The organism is Frankia sp. CcWB3, assembly GCF_977927595.1.
The window spans coordinates 1-18,173 of record NZ_CDWRCK010000013.1 but is presented as its reverse complement, the minus strand read 5'-3'; the positions used below and the strand labels follow the sequence as shown (position 1 = coordinate 18,173).

General features: G+C 73.9%; 18 protein-coding genes and 3 pseudogenes. 16 read left to right on the top strand and 5 right to left on the bottom strand.

Annotated features, from left to right (window positions below; all coding sequences use genetic code 11):
* The 12 genes and pseudogenes from ACY5KJ_RS02285 to ACY5KJ_RS02230 form a co-directional block, all read left to right on the top strand.
* Positions 1 to 659: pseudogene (locus ACY5KJ_RS02285) on the top strand (hypothetical protein); the annotation flags it as partial.
* On the top strand, positions 656 to 1,630 hold the full coding sequence (locus ACY5KJ_RS02280) for a hypothetical protein (RefSeq protein WP_462202690.1): 975 nt from the start codon (positions 656 to 658) through the stop codon (positions 1,628 to 1,630). The pseudogene ACY5KJ_RS02285 and the gene ACY5KJ_RS02280, both read left to right, overlap by 4 nt.
* A gap of 7 nt (positions 1,631 to 1,637) precedes the next feature.
* Positions 1,638 to 1,853 (top strand): hypothetical protein, encoded by a 216-nt coding sequence (locus ACY5KJ_RS02275; protein WP_462187014.1) that lies wholly within the window; start codon positions 1,638 to 1,640, stop codon positions 1,851 to 1,853.
* Complete coding sequence (locus ACY5KJ_RS02270) at positions 1,850 to 2,686, top strand: hypothetical protein (RefSeq protein ID WP_462187015.1); 837 nt, start codon at positions 1,850 to 1,852, stop codon at positions 2,684 to 2,686. The genes ACY5KJ_RS02275 and ACY5KJ_RS02270 overlap by 4 nt, the downstream gene beginning before the upstream one ends.
* A 2-nt stretch (positions 2,687 to 2,688) precedes the next feature.
* On the top strand, positions 2,689 to 3,051 hold the full coding sequence (locus tag ACY5KJ_RS02265) for a hypothetical protein (RefSeq protein WP_462202687.1): 363 nt from the start codon (positions 2,689 to 2,691) through the stop codon (positions 3,049 to 3,051).
* Positions 3,052 to 3,564 carry a hypothetical protein gene (locus ACY5KJ_RS02260; protein ID WP_462187017.1) on the top strand — a complete coding sequence of 171 codons (513 nt, stop codon included), beginning with the start codon at positions 3,052 to 3,054 and terminating at the stop codon, positions 3,562 to 3,564.
* The gene (locus ACY5KJ_RS02255) at positions 3,557 to 4,393 is read left to right on the top strand and encodes a baseplate J/gp47 family protein (RefSeq protein ID WP_462187018.1); all 837 of its coding nucleotides are present in this window, start codon (positions 3,557 to 3,559) and stop codon (positions 4,391 to 4,393) included. Before ACY5KJ_RS02260 ends, ACY5KJ_RS02255 begins: the two co-directional genes overlap by 8 nt.
* The gene (locus ACY5KJ_RS02250) at positions 4,330 to 5,172 is read left to right on the top strand and encodes a hypothetical protein (protein ID WP_462187019.1); all 843 of its coding nucleotides are present in this window, start codon (positions 4,330 to 4,332) and stop codon (positions 5,170 to 5,172) included. The genes ACY5KJ_RS02255 and ACY5KJ_RS02250 overlap by 64 nt, the downstream gene beginning before the upstream one ends.
* A gap of 119 nt (positions 5,173 to 5,291) precedes the next feature.
* Entirely contained in the window at positions 5,292 to 6,233 is a 942-nt protein-coding gene (locus tag ACY5KJ_RS02245) for a hypothetical protein (protein ID WP_462187020.1), read from the top strand.
* Positions 6,160 to 7,770, top strand: a complete 1,611-nt coding sequence (locus ACY5KJ_RS02240; protein ID WP_462187021.1) for a hypothetical protein — start codon at positions 6,160 to 6,162, stop codon at positions 7,768 to 7,770. Before ACY5KJ_RS02245 ends, ACY5KJ_RS02240 begins: the two co-directional genes overlap by 74 nt.
* A 2-nt stretch (positions 7,771 to 7,772) precedes the next feature.
* Positions 7,773 to 8,231, top strand: a complete 459-nt coding sequence (locus tag ACY5KJ_RS02235) for a hypothetical protein (RefSeq protein ID WP_462187022.1) — start codon at positions 7,773 to 7,775, stop codon at positions 8,229 to 8,231.
* Between the two features lie 15 nt (positions 8,232 to 8,246).
* Positions 8,247 to 9,101 (top strand): ATP-binding protein, encoded by an 855-nt coding sequence (locus ACY5KJ_RS02230; RefSeq protein ID WP_462202684.1) that lies wholly within the window; start codon positions 8,247 to 8,249, stop codon positions 9,099 to 9,101.
* Between the two features lie 39 nt (positions 9,102 to 9,140).
* On the opposite strand, the gene ACY5KJ_RS02225 is transcribed toward ACY5KJ_RS02230, so the two are convergent.
* The gene (locus ACY5KJ_RS02225) at positions 9,141 to 9,764 is read right to left on the bottom strand and encodes a hypothetical protein (RefSeq protein WP_462202682.1); all 624 of its coding nucleotides are present in this window, start codon (positions 9,762 to 9,764) and stop codon (positions 9,141 to 9,143) included.
* Positions 9,765 to 9,962: 198 nt separating this feature from the next.
* Between ACY5KJ_RS02225 and ACY5KJ_RS02220 the strand changes: the two genes are divergently transcribed.
* On the top strand, positions 9,963 to 11,978 hold the full coding sequence (locus ACY5KJ_RS02220) for a WD40 repeat domain-containing protein (protein ID WP_462202681.1): 2,016 nt from the start codon (positions 9,963 to 9,965) through the stop codon (positions 11,976 to 11,978).
* A 188-nt stretch (positions 11,979 to 12,166) separates the two neighbouring features.
* A pseudogene (locus tag ACY5KJ_RS02215) lies at positions 12,167 to 12,520 on the top strand (class II glutamine amidotransferase); the annotation flags it as partial.
* Between the two features lie 372 nt (positions 12,521 to 12,892).
* Here the strand turns inward: ACY5KJ_RS02215 and modA are convergent.
* The 4 genes from modA to ACY5KJ_RS02195 all read right to left on the bottom strand — a co-directional run bounded on the left by modA (position 12,893) and on the right by ACY5KJ_RS02195 (position 15,567).
* Positions 12,893 to 13,690, bottom strand: a complete 798-nt coding sequence (modA, locus tag ACY5KJ_RS02210; protein WP_462202680.1) for a molybdate ABC transporter substrate-binding protein — start codon at positions 13,688 to 13,690, stop codon at positions 12,893 to 12,895.
* Positions 13,691 to 14,031: 341 nt separating this feature from the next.
* Positions 14,032 to 14,550: a flavin reductase family protein gene (locus tag ACY5KJ_RS02205; protein WP_462187027.1), complete on the bottom strand. Its 519-nt coding sequence runs from the start codon at positions 14,548 to 14,550 to the stop codon at positions 14,032 to 14,034.
* Positions 14,551 to 14,766: 216 nt separating this feature from the next.
* The gene (locus tag ACY5KJ_RS02200; protein WP_462202678.1) at positions 14,767 to 14,922 is read right to left on the bottom strand and encodes a hypothetical protein; all 156 of its coding nucleotides are present in this window, start codon (positions 14,920 to 14,922) and stop codon (positions 14,767 to 14,769) included.
* 216 nt (positions 14,923 to 15,138) lie between these two features.
* Positions 15,139 to 15,567 (bottom strand): VOC family protein, encoded by a 429-nt coding sequence (locus ACY5KJ_RS02195; RefSeq protein ID WP_462187028.1) that lies wholly within the window; start codon positions 15,565 to 15,567, stop codon positions 15,139 to 15,141.
* A 2,098-nt stretch (positions 15,568 to 17,665) separates the two neighbouring features.
* Between ACY5KJ_RS02195 and ACY5KJ_RS02190 the strand changes: the two genes are divergently transcribed.
* Positions 17,666 to 17,839, top strand: coding sequence for a hypothetical protein (locus ACY5KJ_RS02190; protein WP_462202677.1), 174 nt, complete (start codon positions 17,666 to 17,668; stop codon positions 17,837 to 17,839).
* A 78-nt stretch (positions 17,840 to 17,917) separates the two neighbouring features.
* Positions 17,918 to 18,173: pseudogene (locus ACY5KJ_RS02185) on the top strand (hypothetical protein); the annotation flags it as partial.

The following is an 18,173-nucleotide window of genomic DNA, read 5'->3' as shown; positions in this document are numbered from 1 at the left end:
TGAGGCGTTGTCAGGTGAAGCACGGTCAGGTGAAGCACGGTCGGTTGAAGGAGGACACGATGGCCCGGCTCAGCCCGGTCGTGGTGCGCACGCTGGTGCCGCCGGCGCCGTCCGCGGCCGCCGCGCCACCGCCCGGGTACACCCTGCTGGACACCACGCTGAGCCAGGGCCTGCCGGCCCGCTTCCCGCTCAGCGCCCGGCTCACCCTCGCCCTGGTGCTGCCCACCGGGCTGGCCCGCCCGTGGCTGCGCGCGGACCCGGCGACTGTGGTCTCGACCAGCGAGGAGCCACCGCCCGACGGTGCCAGCCGGCGGCCGGGGCTGGCCGACGCCGCCCGCCCCCCGATCCGGCTGGTGCTGGTCGCCGACGGCCGCCGGGTGTCCGAGGTCCCCCTGGTCCGGGGCGCGGAGCGGCTGCTGCCGGCCGACCCCGGCCGGCCCGCCGAGATCGCCGTCCGGCCGCTGGGCTGGCGGGTGACCGCGGGCGCGCTGGTCGGCCCGGGCACGTCCGGGTCCTGGCTGCGGCTAGCCTGGCGCAGCGTCGGCACGGCGCCGGACTACCCGCCGCGCCCGCCGCGCCGTCCGGGGGAGCCGTCGCCGGCGCACGCCGTCGGGTTCGGCCCGTCGGTGCCGGCAACCGCGACCCAGGAGTGGCGATGAGCCTGCTGACCGGCTTAGGGACCGGTGCGCTGACCGGGAACCACCCGGGGTACGTGGTCACTTTCCACGAGGTGGACGCCGCGGGCGGCGTGACCGACCCGCCGGCCATCATCCTGCACAGCGACGCCGTCGAGGCGGAGATCTCCGCGCCGCTCACCGGCGACATCCAGAGCGGCTCGGCGACGGTCGCGTTCGCCGGGCTGACCGACACCGACCACCAGACGCTGGCCGCGCGTACCGCCGACGGCGCGGCCCGGCTCGCCGTCGCCCGGGTGCACCTGTTCTGGCGGGACACCAACAGCTCGGTTGGCGGGTACCTGACCAACCTGCTCGGCATCGGTGCGCTGACCGCCGGGCTGGGCTCGGCCGGCGCGTCCGGGGACACCCTCGCCCCGGTCCGGGTGGCGGAGCTGGCGGTGACCGGGGTGTCCCGGCGGCGCGGCAGCCGCCGCTACGAGACTGTCGTCACCGGCACCGAGCGGGTCGCCGTCGCGACCACCACCCGGCTGCGCGAACCGCTCAGCGTGGACGGCCTGGAGACGGCGGCCCGCCGGCTGGCTGAGCTGGCCGGGGTGCAGGCGGTCACCCACCCGGTGACCCCGGCCGACCCGGCGGTCCGGCCCGGCGAGATCCGGTTCACGGCGGCCCGCGGCGAGCGGGTCCGGGAGGCGCTGGTGCGCCTCGCGCGGCGTTGGGAGCTGGCCACCGGCCGCCACGGGCGGGGCCTGCTGCTGGTCCGCGACGGCGCGCTGCACGTCGGCGTCCGCCCGATCCCGCTGCGCGGCGACCCGCCGGCGCTGACCCACCCGACCGGGCTGCTGTCGGTCGAGGCGCTGCCTGCCCTGGTGCTCGACGCCGGCGCGGACGGCGGCACCGAGCCCGCCCGCCGCGACCAGTGGCTGGTCCGGCTGCGCGGCCGCCCCGACATCCGGCCCGGCGACGTGGTCACCTTCGACCCGCCGCCAGGGTGAGGGCACGGTGCAGCCCAACCTGGCCTCCGCGCTGCTGGGCGCCTTCGCGGCGCCGCTGACCGGCCTGCTCGGAGAGGGCACCGGCGCTCGCGGGTACGTGACTGGGGTCACCCACACGCTCAGCTGCTCGGCCGGCTTCCTCACCGAGCTCACCTGGTCGGCCTGGCCGCCGGCGAGGACGGCTGGGACCGGCGTACTACCCCGGCCACGGCCGGCGCGGTGACCGGCGACGGCGCCCCGCCCACCGACCATCCCGACCCGGTCGTCGCGCTGCGCGCACAGCTGGAGGACGGCATCCAGCGCCGGCTGGCCACCCTGGAGGTCGCCGAGGTGGGTGAGGTTCGGGCGCACCGCCCGGCCGCGCAGGGGGATGCCGCCGCGCAGCGGGTCACCCTGTGGCAGGGCACCACGCCGGCGTCCGACGGCGCCGGGCACGGTGCCGTCCGGCTGCCGGTCGACCGGGCAACTCCGCTGGAGAAGACGAACGTGCCGTACGCGACGCCGTTCGCCTGGGGCCGCTACGGGCTGGTGGTGCCGCGCTACCCCGGCACCCGGGTGGTATCGGTGCATCGGCACGGGCAGCCGGACGACCCGGTCGACGTCGGCGCGGTGTGGCCGGACGGTGCGGGGCCCGACGCCCAGGCCGGCGACTGGTGGCTGTCGCTGCCAGCGGAGGTCCCGCCGGGGGAGCGTGCCTCGCTGCCCGCGGCGGCCACCCCGGTCCCACCGTCCGGCAAGGCCACCAACGACCTGGTGGACGCCGACGGCCACCGGGTGATCGAGGTCGGCAACCTGCGGCTGCGGATCGGCCCCGATGGCCTGGCCCCGGCCGGCACCAGGCCGACGCCCGCGCCGGACAAGGTCGTGCTGTCGGTGGAGCACTCCGACGGGACCACCCTGCTGGAGTTCACCGACTCCGGTGACGTCCGGCTAGTCGCGAAGGGCACGCTGACCCTCGCCGCGGCCAGCGTGGTCATCAAGGCCACCCAGCAAGACGTCGAGATGTCCGGCAAGAACGTCAAGGTCAGCGTCGACGAGCAGATGAAGGTGGAATGAGGATGCCGGCAGTGATCACGACCGGGGCCACGGTGGCCTGCTCGCTGCAGGGCCAGGTGGTCGTCGCCAACTCCGGTCCGGTGAAGCTCCTGGTGGGCGGCGAACCGGTGGCGCTGCAGTCCGGGGTGTCGAGCTGGACCGTGCAGCCGGGCTCCTGCACGGCCACCAACCCGGCCGGCGGCAGTCCCTCGCCCTGCACCTCGGTGGCCGCGCCGACCGCGGGGGTGGCGACCAAGCTCGTGGTCGGCGGCGTTCCCGTGCTGCTGGAGACGCTGTCGGCGCCCAGCGTCGGGTCGGCGGTGCCGCCGCCCGCGCATGCGGTCAGCGTGCAGCGCACCTCCACCACCACGCTGCAGGCGGTCTGAATGGCAGCACGGGACCCCCGGGCCCAGGACGGCCCCGAGGCATCCGCCCTGCGGCGGCGGGTGCTCGGCTGGGGCCTGGCCAGCGAGCCGACCCAGCCGGGCCTGGACCTCGGGCGCGACCTGGTGCTGCGGCCGGCGCCGGGCCGGGGTCGAGACCTCGGCGTCGTCGAGGGCTTACCGAACCTGGTGCAGGCGTTGGAGATCGCGCTGACCACCGGGCTGGGCGACGACGTCTTCAACACCGGGTTCGGCTTCGACGGCCTGCGGATGCTGGCCGGCGACGTCGACCCGCTGCTGGTCCGGGAGGGGGTCCGGGTGGCTGTGGTGGACACCCTGCGACGCGATCCGCGGGTCCGCCGGATCATCGACGTGACCCTGGTGGACGAGCGCGGCGAGCCAGGTCAACCGGGCGACGTGGGCTCGCGGCGCACCGCCTCGGTGCGCGCCACGTTCGAGGCGGCCAGCGGCGACCCCCTGGCACTGTCCGTCGACGGGGTGGTGCCGGGTGTCTAACCCGACGCCGCCGGACCTGCCGCCCGTCGATGTCGTCGCCGTGGACGCCGCGGTGCTGCGGGCCACCGGCAGCGACGACGTCGGGGTGACGGCCGGCGGGTTCGTGCCCAAGCCGTTCACCCGGATCCTGGCCGAGAAGTTGGCCCTGGCCCGCGGCATCCTCGGCGAGGACGTCGACCTCACCTCGGCGTCCGTGCTGCGCAAGATCCTGGAGATCTCCGCCCTGGAGGATGCCCGCACCTGGGCGGCGCTGGGCGCCATGTTCGACAACAGCTTCATCGCCACCGCCACCGGCGAGGCGCTGTCCCTGCTGGGGGCGGAGGTCGGGCTGGCGCGGCCGTTCGGCGAGGCCCGCGGGCGGGTCACCCTGCAGCTGAACGGGACGCTCCCGGCCGACGTCGCCGAGGTGCGCATCCCGGCCGGGGCCCGGATGCTCACCCCCGGCGGGCACGACGCCGCCACCGCCGAGCAGGTGGTGCTGACCAGCGCCCAGCGGGTCGCCGAGGTGGCGGTAAGCGCCTTCCAGCCGGGGCCGGAGGGCAACCTGGACCCGCTGGTGTCCACCGTGACCGGCACCTTCCCGCAGCGGCTGGAGCGATGGAACCTGCTCGACCCCGCGCTGGCCGGCTACGCCGCCCTGGTGGCGCGCACCGACGGGCAGGTGACGGTCGGGATCACGCACAGTGCGCCGCTGACCGGAGGCACCCTGCGCTGGCCGGACGACCGCTACCGGGCGCTGCTGCTGCGGGCGCCGCGCAGGTCGCGGTGTCCCTGGTGCCCGGTGTCCGGCAGGTGCAGGTGCGCGACGGCCTGGGCGGCCTGGACCTGAACCAGTCGGTGTTCGGCACGCTGAGCTTCCTGGACGGGGTGTTCTCCACCGAGCGGGACATCACCAACCCCTTCTACCTGACCGTGCTGGTGGCCGAGACCCCGGCGGCGATCTGGGCCGGCCCGGGCGGGGTGCGGGAGGCCGTGCTGGCGGCGATCGAGGACGTCCGCCCGATGGGGATCTTCCCGTCGGTGGAGCGCGGCGACGCGGTGTCGGTGTCGCTGTCCGCGGATATCCTGGTGCGCGACGTGCCGTTGCCCAGCGGTGGCACCCAGGTGGTCAACGCCTCCCCGGCCGCCCAGGAGCTCAAGTGCCGGCTGTCGGAGCAGGTGCGCGGGTACGTCATGGGGCTGTCCTTCGGCGAGCCGGTGCGGGCGGCCGAGGTGAGCTACGCGCTGATGAGCGTTCCCGGCGTGCAGGACGTGCGCGACCTGGCCCTGCTGTGCTGGCCCGGGGACCTGGACGACGCCGGGGTCCCGGGGGCGGGGGCACGGTCCGGCTGGGCCCCGGCGAGAACGTCGTGGTGGGGCCGACCAGCATCCCGACCTACGTGGAACAGCTCGACGAGCTGCGGATCGCGACCCGATGACCCCGCACGACCCGATGACGGTCGCGGACCCGGACGGCCCGCGGTCGGCGTCCTTCGTCAACCTCGCCGACCACCTCACGGGGGTGCTGTCGGCCGGTGCCGCGCACGAGTCCTTCCCGCTGGACGACACCGGCACCGTCCGGCTGACCTGGGACCGCGAGCCGCTGGTGCTGCTCACCCTGGAGCGTGACCTGGAGCTCGACGAGCTGGCCGTCGAGGTCGGCCTGCCCGGGCCGGAGTCGGACGGCTCGGGCGGGCCGCAGGTCACGATCCCGGTCCGGTACGCGCCGTTCAGCGAGCGGGGGGGCGATGCTGCCGGTGTGGCCGTTCGTCTTCGCACCGGCGTTCGACCGGTTGGCGCTGCAGGTCAAGGCGCGGTGGGTAACCGCCGGCGGGCCGGCCACCCCGGTTGCGCCGCGCGAGCTGCGCGCCCTGCTGTCGGTCACCCTGGTGCAGGGCACGATGGGCCGGCTGCTGTACCTGATCGGTGCCGAGAAGGCCCGGCTGCGGTGCGCGGCACGGGAGGTCAGCGCGTCCCGGGCGGTGGCCAACGCCCGCCGCGCGGCCCTGGACCGGCACGGCGCCGACCTCGGGGCGGCGCGGTTCGGTGACCGGTTGCTCGGCCGGAGCGGGCTGCCGCCGCAGGTGTTCACCGGTCCCCGGACCGAGCCAACCGGGTTGGAGAACGACGAGGACTACCGCCGCCGGCTGCTGGCGCTGCGCGCCTTCTCGATGCCGACGCCGGCCGGCGTCGCCGAGGCCGTCAACGGCAGCGGCGGCCCGCAGGACAGACCGCGCGGATGGCTGGGCGAGCTCGGCGCGACCCGCCGGGTGCGGATCGTCGAGCAGGTGCGGCCGTACTCGGTCGGGCTGCTGCTGATGTCGGCGTCGCCGGCCGGCGAGGCGGCCGCGCGCGCCGCCCGGCTGGCGTTCCTGGCCCAGGTGCGGCGGGACCGGCTGGTGCTGCCGGCGTCGACCCCGGCCACCGACGAGGCGTACCGCGGGCGGCTGCTGCCGCCGGCGCAGCGGGCCGCGCTGGAGGCGCTGGGGTCGGCGCTGCGGGCCGGGTACTTCTTCGACGGCGACACCGCCGGCGCTGGCCCCCGGTCTGGCCCGTTGCCTGGAGCTGTTCGCCGCCTGCCGGGCGCAGCTTGGCGACCGCCGGCGGTGGAGCCTGGTGCGCAGCCAGGACCCGGCCGGCGGCAGCGCCTACGAGCTGGGACTGAGCGCCGACATCGTGGTCCCGGTTGACACTGAGGCGGTGTTGAAGGCGGCGCTGCTGGCGTTCCTGCCGGGTCGCGACCTGCCGGCCACGGTGCGCGACGCGCTCACCGCCGGCGCTGCGGCGGTACGTGCCGGCACGGGGGCGGTGCTGGCGCTGCTGCAGGCGTGCGGGGCGGCGACCGTCCGCAAGGCCGGCCGGGTCGGCACCGCGGTGAGCCACCTGGCGCTGGTGGACCTCACCGCGCCCGGCGGGCAGGACGTCCCGGTCGGCGGCCGGAGCCAGGTCGCCGGGCTCGGCGCGGCGGAGCCGGGGTCGGGACGGCCGCTGGTGCTGCTCGGCCGGGCGCACGCCGGCGGCCTGGCGGTCGCCGCCGTGGACGCCCGCGGCGGGACCCAGGTCCTTGCGCAGAACGGCTTCCCGCCGGGCGCCGAGGACGCCGTCGTGCTGCGTGAGGACTCCGGCGGGTCCGGTGGCGAAGGCCCGGGCGGAGGTCGGCTCGGCCGGGCCGTGCTGACCTACCCGGCCGAACGGTCGATCCTGGTCGTCGAGGTGACCAGGGGCGAGGATGGCCTGTCCATCGACGCAGTCGTCACCCGCGACCAGTTGCTCGCCTGGACACACGCGGTGCCGATGCGGCTGGCGGGCAGCAGCGGTCCCGTGCTCCTGCTGTACCACCGGACGACCGGCTCGCTGTCCGTGCTGGCGGTGGACGGCCCCAGCCTGGGCCGCTGGACGCACCTGGCTCCGGTGGCGGCGCCGGGCGGCGGCCACGACGACGTGCTCTGCTACGACAGCGTGAGCGGCGACCTCCACGTGCTCGCCCTTCGTCTCCGGCCGGACGACCGTGGGCTGGAGGTCACCGTCCGCTGGAAGCGGCCGGGGTGGCGGCCGGGGCTCACCCTGCTGGCCGCGCTGCCCGGCGACCAGGTGCTGGGCGTCGACCGGGATGCCGGCCGGGTGGAGCTGTGGTCGTCGTTCGCCGACGGTGTGCCGGTGCTCGCGGCGTACCACCAGGTGGGACGGCGGAGCGTGACCCACCTCGCGGCACTCTCCGGCGTTGACTCTCCGCAGAGCCCTGCCGTGTTGGCCTATGACCGCGCCCGCGCAACGGCGACCGTGTGGCCGGACCTCGGTCCGGGCGGCACGGTCCGACGCCCGGACACCCCATGGGAGGAGGCGTCGCCCTCCGCCGCGGTGAACGCCGGTCTCGGCGACGGTGTGGGCCGCTCCGCGCTTGACCTGGCCCTGGACGAGGCGCTGAGGGCGTGGCAGGCGGCTGGGCACCCGCCGTGGCAGGTGGTTCGGGGCAGCGAGCAGCGCGGGTCCTGGGAAGCCGTCGCGGCACCCGGCCTGGTCGCGGTGCTGACCGGGGCCGGGCTCGCGGTGGCCACCCCGGAGTCGGACTTCGCCGCGCAGGCCGTATCCGTCCCGGACTCCGAGGTCGCGACGCTGCGCATCGACCTGTCGATCGGGGCGCTCTGGCGTGCCGGCGACGGGGCACGGGAGGCCCTCGACCTGGTGCAGGCGCTCGCCGGGCACGGGCTGGCCGCGGCCGTGGCGTAGCGGTGCTGGAGACCAACCGCGTCCTGGTCGTGGTGTCCACCCGCGGCCTGCCGCTGGGCGGCCTCAACCTGTCCGGCCGGCGGACCTCCGGCGTCAGCTGGCACGCGCTGCCGGTGACCGGGCTGCCGGCCGCGATCGACTCCGGCGGCTCCGCGGCGATGGTGCGCCCGGCCGGCACCGGGATCACGCTGCTGGTCACCCTCGCCTACCGGAGCAGCGAGCTGGCCGACCCGTACCAGGTACGGCTGGAACTGCCGGCCGGCGCGACGCTGAACCTGGACCAGTACGAGTTCCTGATGAACGTGGTCGAGCGGACCGTGCCGGCCGGGATCCAGGCGAACACGTTCGCGATCCGGCGCCGCCACCTCGACGTGGACGGCGACGGGACCGCCGACCCGCTGCCGGTGACCACGGCCCGGGTGTTCCGCCGCTTCCGCCGGACCGGCGTCCGCCGCGGGTGACCGGATCCGGCGCGGGTGAACGTCGAGGAGGTCTTCAACCCCTTCGGCCGGCCGGGCCGGGCCCGTGGACCCCGGCCGGGCCTGCACGCGGCGCTGACCGCGCTGCTGCGGGACTCCCCGCGGCTGGTGCTGGTGCACGGGCCGCCCGTCGCCGGCAAGTCGTCGCTGGTGGAGGAGGTCCTGCTCGACCTTGGCTGCTCGGCGGTGACGACCACCTGCGACCGGCGGTGGACGGCGGCTGAGCACCTGCTGGACGCGGCGGTCTCGCTGGCCGGTCTGGGCGCCGCGCCGGACGGCTGGGACGCCGTGACCCGGGCGGTGGCGCCGATGGGCGTGCGTGACTACCTGGACAACCTGCCGGGACGGCGCCGTGCCGGCATCCCGGGTGTGCCGGTGGGCCGGCTGGTGGGGCAGCTAGGCCGGGCCGGCCACGCCTGGGTGCTCGACGACGTGCACAAGCTGCCCGCGGACGGCTGGCAGGCGGTACTGGCCGCCGTTCCGGGCGGTCCGGGTCCGGTGGTGATCGCGGTAGGCACGGCGGCACCGGCCTGGCCGGGTGCCAGGCCGAGCGGTGCTGGGCCGAGCGGCGTCCCCGCCCTCGCGGTGCCACCGTTGTCCGCACCGGAGATCGAGGCCGGGCTGAGGGCCGGCTTCGCCGCCCTGGGCTTGGTCGTGCCGGCAGCCGTGGTGGCGGCGTGGGCTGCCGACCCCGGACTCGGGGCGGCGCGCTGCCAGGCGTTGGCCTACCAGGTTGCGCTGGCTGTGGGTGCCCATGCCCGGCCGCCGGGCGCGCCGGCGCGGACCGCCGTCGGCGAGGACCTCTGTGCCGCGGCCACCGAACGGTTCCGCGGCACGTGGACGTTGCGGTGAGGACCGGGCGCTCCCAGGCCCGGCGGGAAGGTGGACCCGTCAGTCCGGCCGGAAGGTGGACCCGTCCAACGACAGGAAGCTGCCGTGGGTGCTGCGGGCGACCACGGCGCCGGTGTCGAGGACGTCGATGCGCGTGGTGCCCGCGGAGCTGAAGACGCTGAAGATCTGCCGGGTGCTCGGCCGGTAGCCGGGTGGCAAGGTGAAGATCAGTGACGCGGCGACGGTGGCCTCCGCACCACCGGTCAGCGCCCCGCGCAGGTGGACCACGCCGGACCGGTCCTTCAGGTAGCCGGGCGGGTTGAATTGCAGGTCGTCGGTGGTGGTGGCGCGCCGCCAGGTGCCGGCCAGCGGCGGCGTGGTCCAGGCCTCGCTGAACGGGGTGTCGAGCCGGCGCAGCTCGGTACGGATCTCGCCGAGCAGGTCGTGCAGGTCCGCCCGGACCCGGGCCAGCTCGGTCAGCGACACGCGGCCGTCGGCGCTCAGCCCGTCCAGGTCGCTCTCGATCCGGTGGAAGCGGAGGTTGAACCCCTCCTCGGCTCCGTTCCGCTCGGCCTGCACCGTGCTGACGCCGTCAAACCAGTCCTGGTGGTGGAAGCTGCGCGTGAACCTCGGCACCACGTTGGGGTCCTCGCGCGGGAACTCGGTCGTGTAGTCGAAAACCACCTGCGCCTCCACGCTCTCGTGATCCAACCTGCCGGTTCGCACGATACCGAGCCGGCCATGGCGATCAGGCCCAAATGACGGCCCGGGTCCGAGTCGCAACAGCCGAAGGTGTCCGGCAGCCGACGAGGGCAGGTCCCACTCGACAGGCTCAGGCGCCGCGCCGCCCGAGTAATGTGATCTTGGGTTACCTGCGCTCTGGTGGATGCGTTCGACGACAACTACGGGTGGGCGATGGCAACGGCGTTCGACGGGTGGGAGGCCGGCGCCACAGTCCGGATCCTGCCACAGATTTTCCACGTGTTCGGCGTCGGGTCCGTGCCGATGGCCGACGGCCGGGTGCTGGTCTTCGCGAGCGTTGCCGCACCAGGTACCGAGTTGGTGAGGTTGACCCCGCAGGGGCAGTCGGCGGGGCAACCGATCAGTCTGGAGTCGGACGACTTCGTCGGCACCGTCACGCCGCTCGTCCTGCCCGACGGGCGCCGGATGGTGGCCACCGGGACCGCTGTGAACGTCGAGGACGGCCCGCACGAGAGCCACACCGAGTCGCACATCCGCCTGTGGGCCGCTGACACCGGCCAGCAGGTGGGGCCGACCGTGCCCGGTCAGGGGCGGTGTATGACGCAGCTCAACCTTGCTGACGGCCGGCGGCTGCTGATCTTCGGCGAGGACGAGGGATCGGTCGTCCTGCTGGACCTGCCCGCCCTGTCCGTCGTCGCCCGGCTGCCGTGGCACCCCTTGGACCAGTTCGACTTGCTGAGGTGCCTGAGCGTCGTTCACCTGGACGGCAGGGCTCACCTGGTCATGGCCAGTGCCTTCGGCGCCCTGCGACTGTGGAGCATGGACTGGCTGACCGACGAGCACGCCCACATGACCGAGGTTGCGCGTGACGCCGGGGCGGAGCTGGGGGCGGCGGTGGTGGTGCCGGGTGCCGACGGCCAGCCGCTGCTGGCCCACAGCTTCGGCCGTCTCGTGGTGTTACGGGACGTGCGAACCCTCGATCCCGTCGGGCTGCCGCGCGTCCTGCCTGGCGGCGTTCGTGAGCTGGCCGCGCTGCCGCTGCGGGACGGGCGGACGCTGCTCGCGGCCGGCATCGACGGGGGGGACATCGTGCTGTGGGATCTTGCCAGTGGCCAGCAGGTCGGCCCCCCACTCGCCGGCCACGAGTCCGGTGTCACCGCGCTGGCCGCGGTCCCGATGCCGGACGGGCGCTCGATGCTGGCGTCTGGCTCCGTCGACAGCACGGTGCGGTTGTGGACGCCGGAACGGTCGGCGCCGGTCGCGCAGACCGTGACCGGCCACGCGGGTCCGGTGCTGGCGCTCGCCGCGGTGGGCGGGCTCGCCGGCGGGAATGCACCGCTGGCCTCGGCCGGCCAGGACCGTTCAGTGCGGCTGTGGAGGGCTGACGGCGAGCCGGTGGGTGAGCCGCTGCTGGGTCACACCGGGGCGGTGTTGTCGGTCGCGGCCCCACCCGGCAGCGCGACGACCGGTCCGCTGGTGGTCTCGGGGAGTGGGGACCGGACGGTGCGCCGGTGGGACCCGGTGACCGGGGTGGCGGTCGGGGCGCCGCTGACGGGCCATTCGGGGGCCGTGCGGGCGGTGACGGCCGGCGGGCAGCCCGGTCAGCCGCTGGTGGTCTCGGCCGGTGTCGACGCGACGGTGCGGCGGTGGGACGCGGCGACCGGGCAGCCGGTCGGCCAGCCCCTGCGTGGCCACGAGGGTGCTGTGCTCGCGGTCGTCACGCTCGTCGCCGGCGTCCCGATGATCGCTTCAGGCGGCGACGACGGCACCGTCCGGTTGTGGAATCTCCTGACCGGCGCGGCGCTCGGGCGGCCGCTGACCGGGCACAACGGTGCGGTACGCGCCCTGGCCGCGCTGGTGGTCGCCGGTCGGCCGCTGCTGGTCTCCGGCGGGGACGACGCGGCTGTGCGGCTGTGGGACCCGGTGGCGGCCACCGCGGTCGGAGAGTTGCGGGGTCACACCGCCGGTGTGCGGGCGGTGGCGGCCCTCGCCGGCGGTGGGGAGCCGCTGGTGGCGCCTGGAGGGGACGACCGGTCCATCCGGCTCTGGGACCCGGTGTCGTATACCCAGGTGGGTGCCGCGCTCGTCGACCACACTGACGGAGTTCGTGCGCTGGCATCCCTGCGGCTGGCGGACGGCAGCGAGAAGCTCGCGTCGGCCGGCGCCGACGCCACCGTCAAGCTGTGGACCTTCTGACCCGGCGGGCCGGGCGGCGAGGCCGGCCCGTGGCACGGCGGATGGGTGCCACCTCATGGCATGGGGAAGGCTCCCGGTGCTGCTGGTCGGGTCCTTACGGCGACCGGGCCGGCGGGGTTACTGAGAGCTGCGGGGCCGACGGTTGACCTTGTCGCCCCGGTGACGGGGTGGGTCGAGGGGACGGTGCCATGTGCCACATGTTCGCGATGAGCAGTGGGCGCAAGCGGGTGAGCGCGACGTTCTGGCTGCTGGACGCCACGGACAGCCCGCGGGGGCGGGATGTCCGCCCGCCCGACGGGGCCGGCCTGGGCACGTTCGACGGGGACGGCGAGCCGTACCTGGCGAAACAGCCGATCGCGGGCCGCGCTGACACCGCCTTCGCGCGGGAGGCCCGCAACGTCCAGTCCACGACCTTCGTCGCGCATGTCCGCCATGCCTCCACCGGCGCGGTCGACCTCCGCAACACCCACCCGTTCGTCCAGGACGGCCGGATCTTCGCCCACAACGGGGTGATCGAGAACCTGGAGGCGCTGGACCTCGAGACCGCCCGTGACCAGCTCGTCAAGGCCGCCGGGGTCATCGAGGACAGCGTCATCGATCTGGTCGGGAAGATCGGCCGTGCCGTCCTGGCCCGGCCGATGCCCGACCGGCGACTACGGGTCAGCCCCCGCGTCGTCAAACGCGCGGTCTCCGTCTACGCCGCCAACACCGCCAGAGGCCGGATCCATGGCCACAGCTACAAGGCCACCCTCAGCATCGAGATCGTCACCGACGAAGCCTGGACAGCGGCGACCGCCGCCTAACGCCGATTTCCACGCAGGAGGTTCGGGGCAACCTCGTCAGGCGAAGTCGAAGTGCAGGGTCCGCCTGCTCCACCACGGGATGACCGTGTCGGGGATCAGCGGGGCCTGGGGTCAGGGGGCCTGGAATCCCGCGTTGGTCAGTACGGTGCTCGCCTTGTCGGACAGGATGAAGTTGACGAACGCGGTGGCGCCGGCGGCGTTGGGCGCGTTCTTCAGCGCGACGATCGGGTAGTCGTTGATCGCCTTGGCGGATTCGGGGAACTCGACGCCGTCCACCTTGCCCGCCGACGCCTTGACGTCCGTGCGGTAGACCAGCGCGGCGTCGACCTCACCGAGGGTGACCTTCGACAGTGCGGACTTGACGTCCTGCTCCAGGGTGACCGGGGTCAGGTTCACCCCGGCGGCGGCGAGCGCCTTCTTCGCGGTGGCTCCGCAGGGCACCTGCTCGGCGCACAGCGCGGCCTTCACCCCCGGCCTGGTCAGGGCGGGCAGGTCGGTGATGCCCTTCGGGTTGCCCTTCGGTACGGCGATGACGAGCTGGTTGCGGACGAAGACTTTGGGCGCGCCGACGTTGTCGCCGGCGTCGGTGACGGTCTTCATCGTGGCCGGGCTCGCCGCGGCGAACACGTCGGCCGGGGCGCCGGAGGTGATCTGCTGGGCCAGCTGCGAGCTGTCGGCGAAGGAGAAGGTCACCTTCGATCCGGGGTTCGCGGCCTCGAAGTCCTTGCCGAGCTGGGTGAACGACCTCGTCAGCGAGGCGGCGGCGAGCACCGTGACGGTCCCCTGTACTCCGCTCGCGGCGCTGCTGGCCGTGGCGGAGGGCGTCGCCGCAGCGCCGCCGTCGCTGCCGCCACATCCGGCGGTCGCGAGAAGCCCGGCGCCGAGTACCGCCAGGGCCGCCGTCTTCATCCTGCGAAATCTCACGTGTCCCGTTCCTCCACCCATTCACCCGTTGTCCTGTTTCCGCAGCCGCGGACCCTGTCGCTGAGCTAATCCGCAGATGCGAAACTCTGTGCATGATAGTTCCGCATCTGCACGGTGAACAGGCGGGTTGTTCCGTAGTGTGCCGATGCGCGGCCGGGGCCTGCGCCACGGCGACCGGAGCCCCGCTCGGCGGGCGGTGTCGAGAGCGGTGCCGAGGGCAGGGTCAAGAGCGGTGCCGAGCCGGTTGAGCCGGTCGTGCTCCTCGGGCAAGCCGCGGGGATGGCAGGCCGGGTTACGCGGCAGGACGTGGGTTACGGCGGGCTGGGTTACGGCAGGACGTGGAAGGTCCGGTCGTGGTAGATGAGCGGGGACGCCTCCGGGTCGGTGTCCGCCTCAAGGACCTGGCCGATGATGAGGAAGTGGTCCCCGGCCTCGACGGGTGGCCGGGCGGAGCAGCGCAGCCACGCCCGTCCCCCGTCGAGCAGGGGCTCGCCGGTCGGCAGCCTGGTCCAGCGGGTCGGCGAGGCGAACCGGTCGATCCCGCTGCGGGCGAAACGCCGGGCGACCTCCTCCTGCTGGGAGGACAACAAGTTCACCATGAAGGTCTCCGCGACCCGCAGATGGGGCCACGACGAGGCACCGGAGGAGATGGCGAAGACCACCATCGGCGGTTCGGCGGACAGCGACGCGAGCGAGGTCGCGGTGAAGCCGACGGGTCCCGTGCCCGCGTCGGCGGTGATGACGGCCACGCCGGCCGGATGGCCGCGGAAGACGGTTCGGAACAGGTCGCCGTCGACGGCGCGCGCCCTGAGCGGACCCTGGGTCTGGCGAAGCGAGGCCGTCATGCTGGATGCTCCCGAGGTTCAGGCGACGAGTGAGGGTTCAGGTGACGAGCGCGCCGACGCCTTCCCGCCTCGGCGGATCAACCCTGCCGGGTGGGTCGTGGCGCGGTGGTCTGTTTCCCGCCTTCCGGTTCCGGTGCTGTCGTCGGCCGATGATCCACAGTACGGCGCGAGCTGCCGACGAGACGAACGACCGAAGAGTCAGTCACCCGGAGGACATCAGTTACCGGGGGAACAGAGGTCGCTGTCGTTGTGACCGAAGTCGACGTGGTGGCGACGGCACAGCCGCGGCTGGTCGCGACCGGTTACATAACCGGACACCTGCGCGTCCGCCGTGTTCCACCGGGTCGCCGTGTCCCGCCGGGTGCAGTGCACTCTTCTACACTAAATCTATCTTAATGGTCGGCCAACGGGCCGATCAGACCACAGCCGGGCGCCGGACCGGCGGGGCGCCGCGGGTCGCCGTGCGGGTTTCGAACCAGCGGGCCAGGAACCGGGTGGACACGTAGGCCAGGGCGGCGGTCTGCGCTACCCCGACGAGGGTGCACCGGGTCGTCCGGGTGAGCCCCGCCGTCCCGACGGGCCCGCGCGTCAGCCGTCGGCGAGGGATCTCCGGTCCCGGCGCAGGGGATGATCGGGCGGGATCTCCACGACCACGATCGGGACGCCGTCCGGATCCTCGATCCACATCTCGTCGAGTCCCCACGGCTCACGCCGCGGCTCCCGGGTGATGACGACACCCGCCGCGTTCAACCGGGCGTGTTCGGCCGCCAGGTCACGCACCTGCAGCCAGAGCCGCGCCGTCCCCACCGGTTCCCCGCCCGCGCCCACCGGCCGTGCCGGGCGCGGCGAGCGCCCGGACACCTCCAGCAGGCCCTGGCCGAGGAAGAACACCAGCCCGGGTTCCTCCGGCGGCCCGAATTCGCGGTAGACCGCCAGCCCGAGGGTCTCGCGGTAGAAGCGGTGACTGCGTTGCGGATCCGTGGGCCGGAGCAGGATGCGGCTGCTGAGAACCTCCACCCGGCCAGTCTGCCCCGTCCGCGGACCGCCGTCGTCGACCACCGGGGGCGGTGACGGGGAGCAGGCCGCGGTCGGCTCCGGTTCCCCACGAGCGCGCGACGAGCGCGCGTAACGCGTTGACGGCCGTCCAGGTCCGGCGTCAACCGCCGCGCAGCGTCCTGGTGATCCCGGCGGCGACCGTCGTCGCGAGCGCCCAACCGGCGGCGATGAGGAAGTAGGCGAACCAGACCGTCGCGCCGCGCGGGGTGAAGTGCTGCTCCTGCCCGAAGTCGATGAGGGGCAGCAGCAGGTCGAGGGTGTAGACGGGGGCGCGGAAGGCCGACGCGGCGGTGTCGTCGACCGGCGCCGGCGGCCGTAGGTCGAACAGCACGCTGCCGGCCACCACCAGAAGCGCGATCCACGAGGCGGCCCGCACCGGGCGGAATCCGTATCCCACGAGCAGGTCCTGCAGGTGGCTCCATATCTTCGCCGCCGGCGCCAGAGTCTCGCGTCGATGCCGTTGTTTCGCGAGCAGAACCATCCGTGCGTCGGCGTCGTGGCCGTGAGCTGTTCGTACACCTGCGGCCGGTAGCCGCTGGGGTCGAGGCGCAGCCACTGCCGCCGCTCGTCGCCTTCCCCGAACGTACCGAGGCTGTCGTAGCGCAGCCCGTCGAGGCGCAGCACGGCGGGCCAGGTCGCCGGATCGTCGCGCAGCAGGCCGATCACGCCGTGGCTGAGATCCACGGCTCCCCGAGGCACCGCTGCCGGGAGAAGTACCAGCTCCCGGGTCGTGAGGTGGTGGGCGTTCAACGCGATCGAGCCGCTGTTGCCGGCGCTGTTGCCGGCACCGTGGCCTGGGCCGCAGTCAGGGCCGCAGCCAGGGCCATGGTCAGGGCCGCGGTCAGGGCTGTCGTCGCCGGGGCGCGCGCCGTCCAGGCGGGCTCCCTCCAGGCAGACCCGGCTGCCCACCTCGGCGTAGGCGATGCTCACCGTCCCTTGGGCGTGGAACCCCTCACAGCAGTTGAGCATTGCGGCGACCTTCAGGTCGAATGCCGCCAGCGCGGTGCCCGTGGGACTGCTCAGGTGGGCTCCCTCCAACCGCACCGATCCGCCCACGACAGCGTTGTTCAGCCTCAGCTCCCCGTCGCAGCGCAGGGCCGACAGGTACCGGCCGTCCGGTGAGGGGCCACCGAGGAGGTCGTCCTCGACGTGCAGCCGGGTTGCGTCGAGGGCGGAGCCGGGGCCCTCGACGCGGGCGCCGGAGAGCAGCAGCGCTCCGTTGATCCGGGTGCCGACCAGGATGACCGGTCCGCGGGACCGGCAGTCGAAGAGCCGGAGGTTGCCCTCGATGACGGCGTTCGACGCGAGGATTCCGCGGAAGTGCGTACCGGTGAGATCGAGCTGGCGGGTTTTCGCCCCGTACAGATTCACCCGATGGTCGAAGACGCAGTCCCGCAGCCGGACCGGACATCCAAGGACGCTGTGGGAGAGGTCGAGCTCGCCGACGATCCGGGCGCGGGTGAGGCGCAGCGCCGCCGACGGCCCAGGCTCGCCGTCGTCCGTCCCGAGCAGCAGATCGCGCAGGACGACCGCCCGGACGACCCGGTCCGCCCGGTCCGCCAGATCCACCCGGCGTCCCAGCGCAAAAGCATCCCGGATCTCCTGCTCGACGACGGTGAATTCCCGGGTGGTCACCGCCCGGCCGTCGCCCGACCGACGTGCGCCGAGTCGAGCAGGCCGGGGTCGGGGGAGACTCGGTGTGGCGCGCATCGAAGCGGCGTCGGGTCCATTCGCGAGGTTCGGGCCGGCATAGTGCCCATAATTGCCGGCTTCCTTGTCCTGCGGCAGGCTTTGGCGTCCGATGAGGTCCGGCCGGCTACCTGCCGCGGCAGCCCAGGGCGATGCCGCGATACCCGTGGGATGACACGCCCGTGGGATGTTGTCGGGGGTGTGGAGGATGCTCGGCAGGCCGGTCCGCGCCCAGGTTCCCACGGCCCGGTCGTTCCCGCTCCCGGCGGGGGGGAGGTGTCCCTGCGGCGCGCGCCGCGCGCCGTCTGGAAGGTGTGTCCCGCGTTGGCCGTCACCGAGCACGAACAGCGTTCGTCGCCTGCGTTCCTGGATGCTGGCGGGCACCGACCGGGCACAGCGGCATGCCGGCCCGCATGCCGCGCCGTCCGGCGAGCACAGGCTGCACCCGTGGTGGCGGGTGATGTGCCTGACCGGTGTCGACTACTTCTCCACGCTCGGCTACTGGGATGCGGCGAGAGTGCTCCCGATTTCAGGTGGGAGGTGAATTGCCGTGAATTCTGGTAGAATTACGGGCATGGCCCGGTCGGTTTACGTCACCCGCTTGTACCCGGATGCGGGGCAGATGGTGCAGTTGGACAGGCAGGGTCATGCGGCGCGTGGGCTGTGGAATCTGCTGCATGAATGGCACCTGATGTGCCGGCAGCATCGTCGGCCAATGCTGCCGATGGCCGAAGTAGACCGGCAGATGCGGGAAGCGCGGAAGAAACCGCTCGAGGGTTTTGAGCGGCTTTCTGCCCTGCCCGCGCAGGCGTGCCAGCAGGTGTTGAAGCAGTATCAGACGGCGTGGAGACGCTGCTATGATGGGTCTTCGAAGTTAA

Bases quoted from the DNA above. Each gene is read 5' to 3' on its own strand.
- ACY5KJ_RS02280 (WP_462202690.1), top strand. From the start codon at position 656: ATGAGCCTGCTGACCGGCTTAGGGACCGGTGCGCTGACCGGGAACCAC.
- ACY5KJ_RS02265 (WP_462202687.1), top strand. From the start codon at position 2,689: ATGCCGGCAGTGATCACGACCGGGGCCACGGTGGCCTGCTCGCTGCAG.
- ACY5KJ_RS02260 (WP_462187017.1), top strand. From the start codon at position 3,052: ATGGCAGCACGGGACCCCCGGGCCCAGGACGGCCCCGAGGCATCCGCC.
- ACY5KJ_RS02245 (WP_462187020.1), top strand. From the start codon at position 5,292: ATGCTGCCGGTGTGGCCGTTCGTCTTCGCACCGGCGTTCGACCGGTTG.
- modA (WP_462202680.1), bottom strand. From the start codon at position 13,690: ATGAAGACGGCGGCCCTGGCGGTACTCGGCGCCGGGCTTCTCGCGACC.
- ACY5KJ_RS02205 (WP_462187027.1), bottom strand. From the start codon at position 14,550: ATGACGGCCTCGCTTCGCCAGACCCAGGGTCCGCTCAGGGCGCGCGCC.
- ACY5KJ_RS02190 (WP_462202677.1), top strand. From the start codon at position 17,666: ATGCTGGCGGGCACCGACCGGGCACAGCGGCATGCCGGCCCGCATGCC.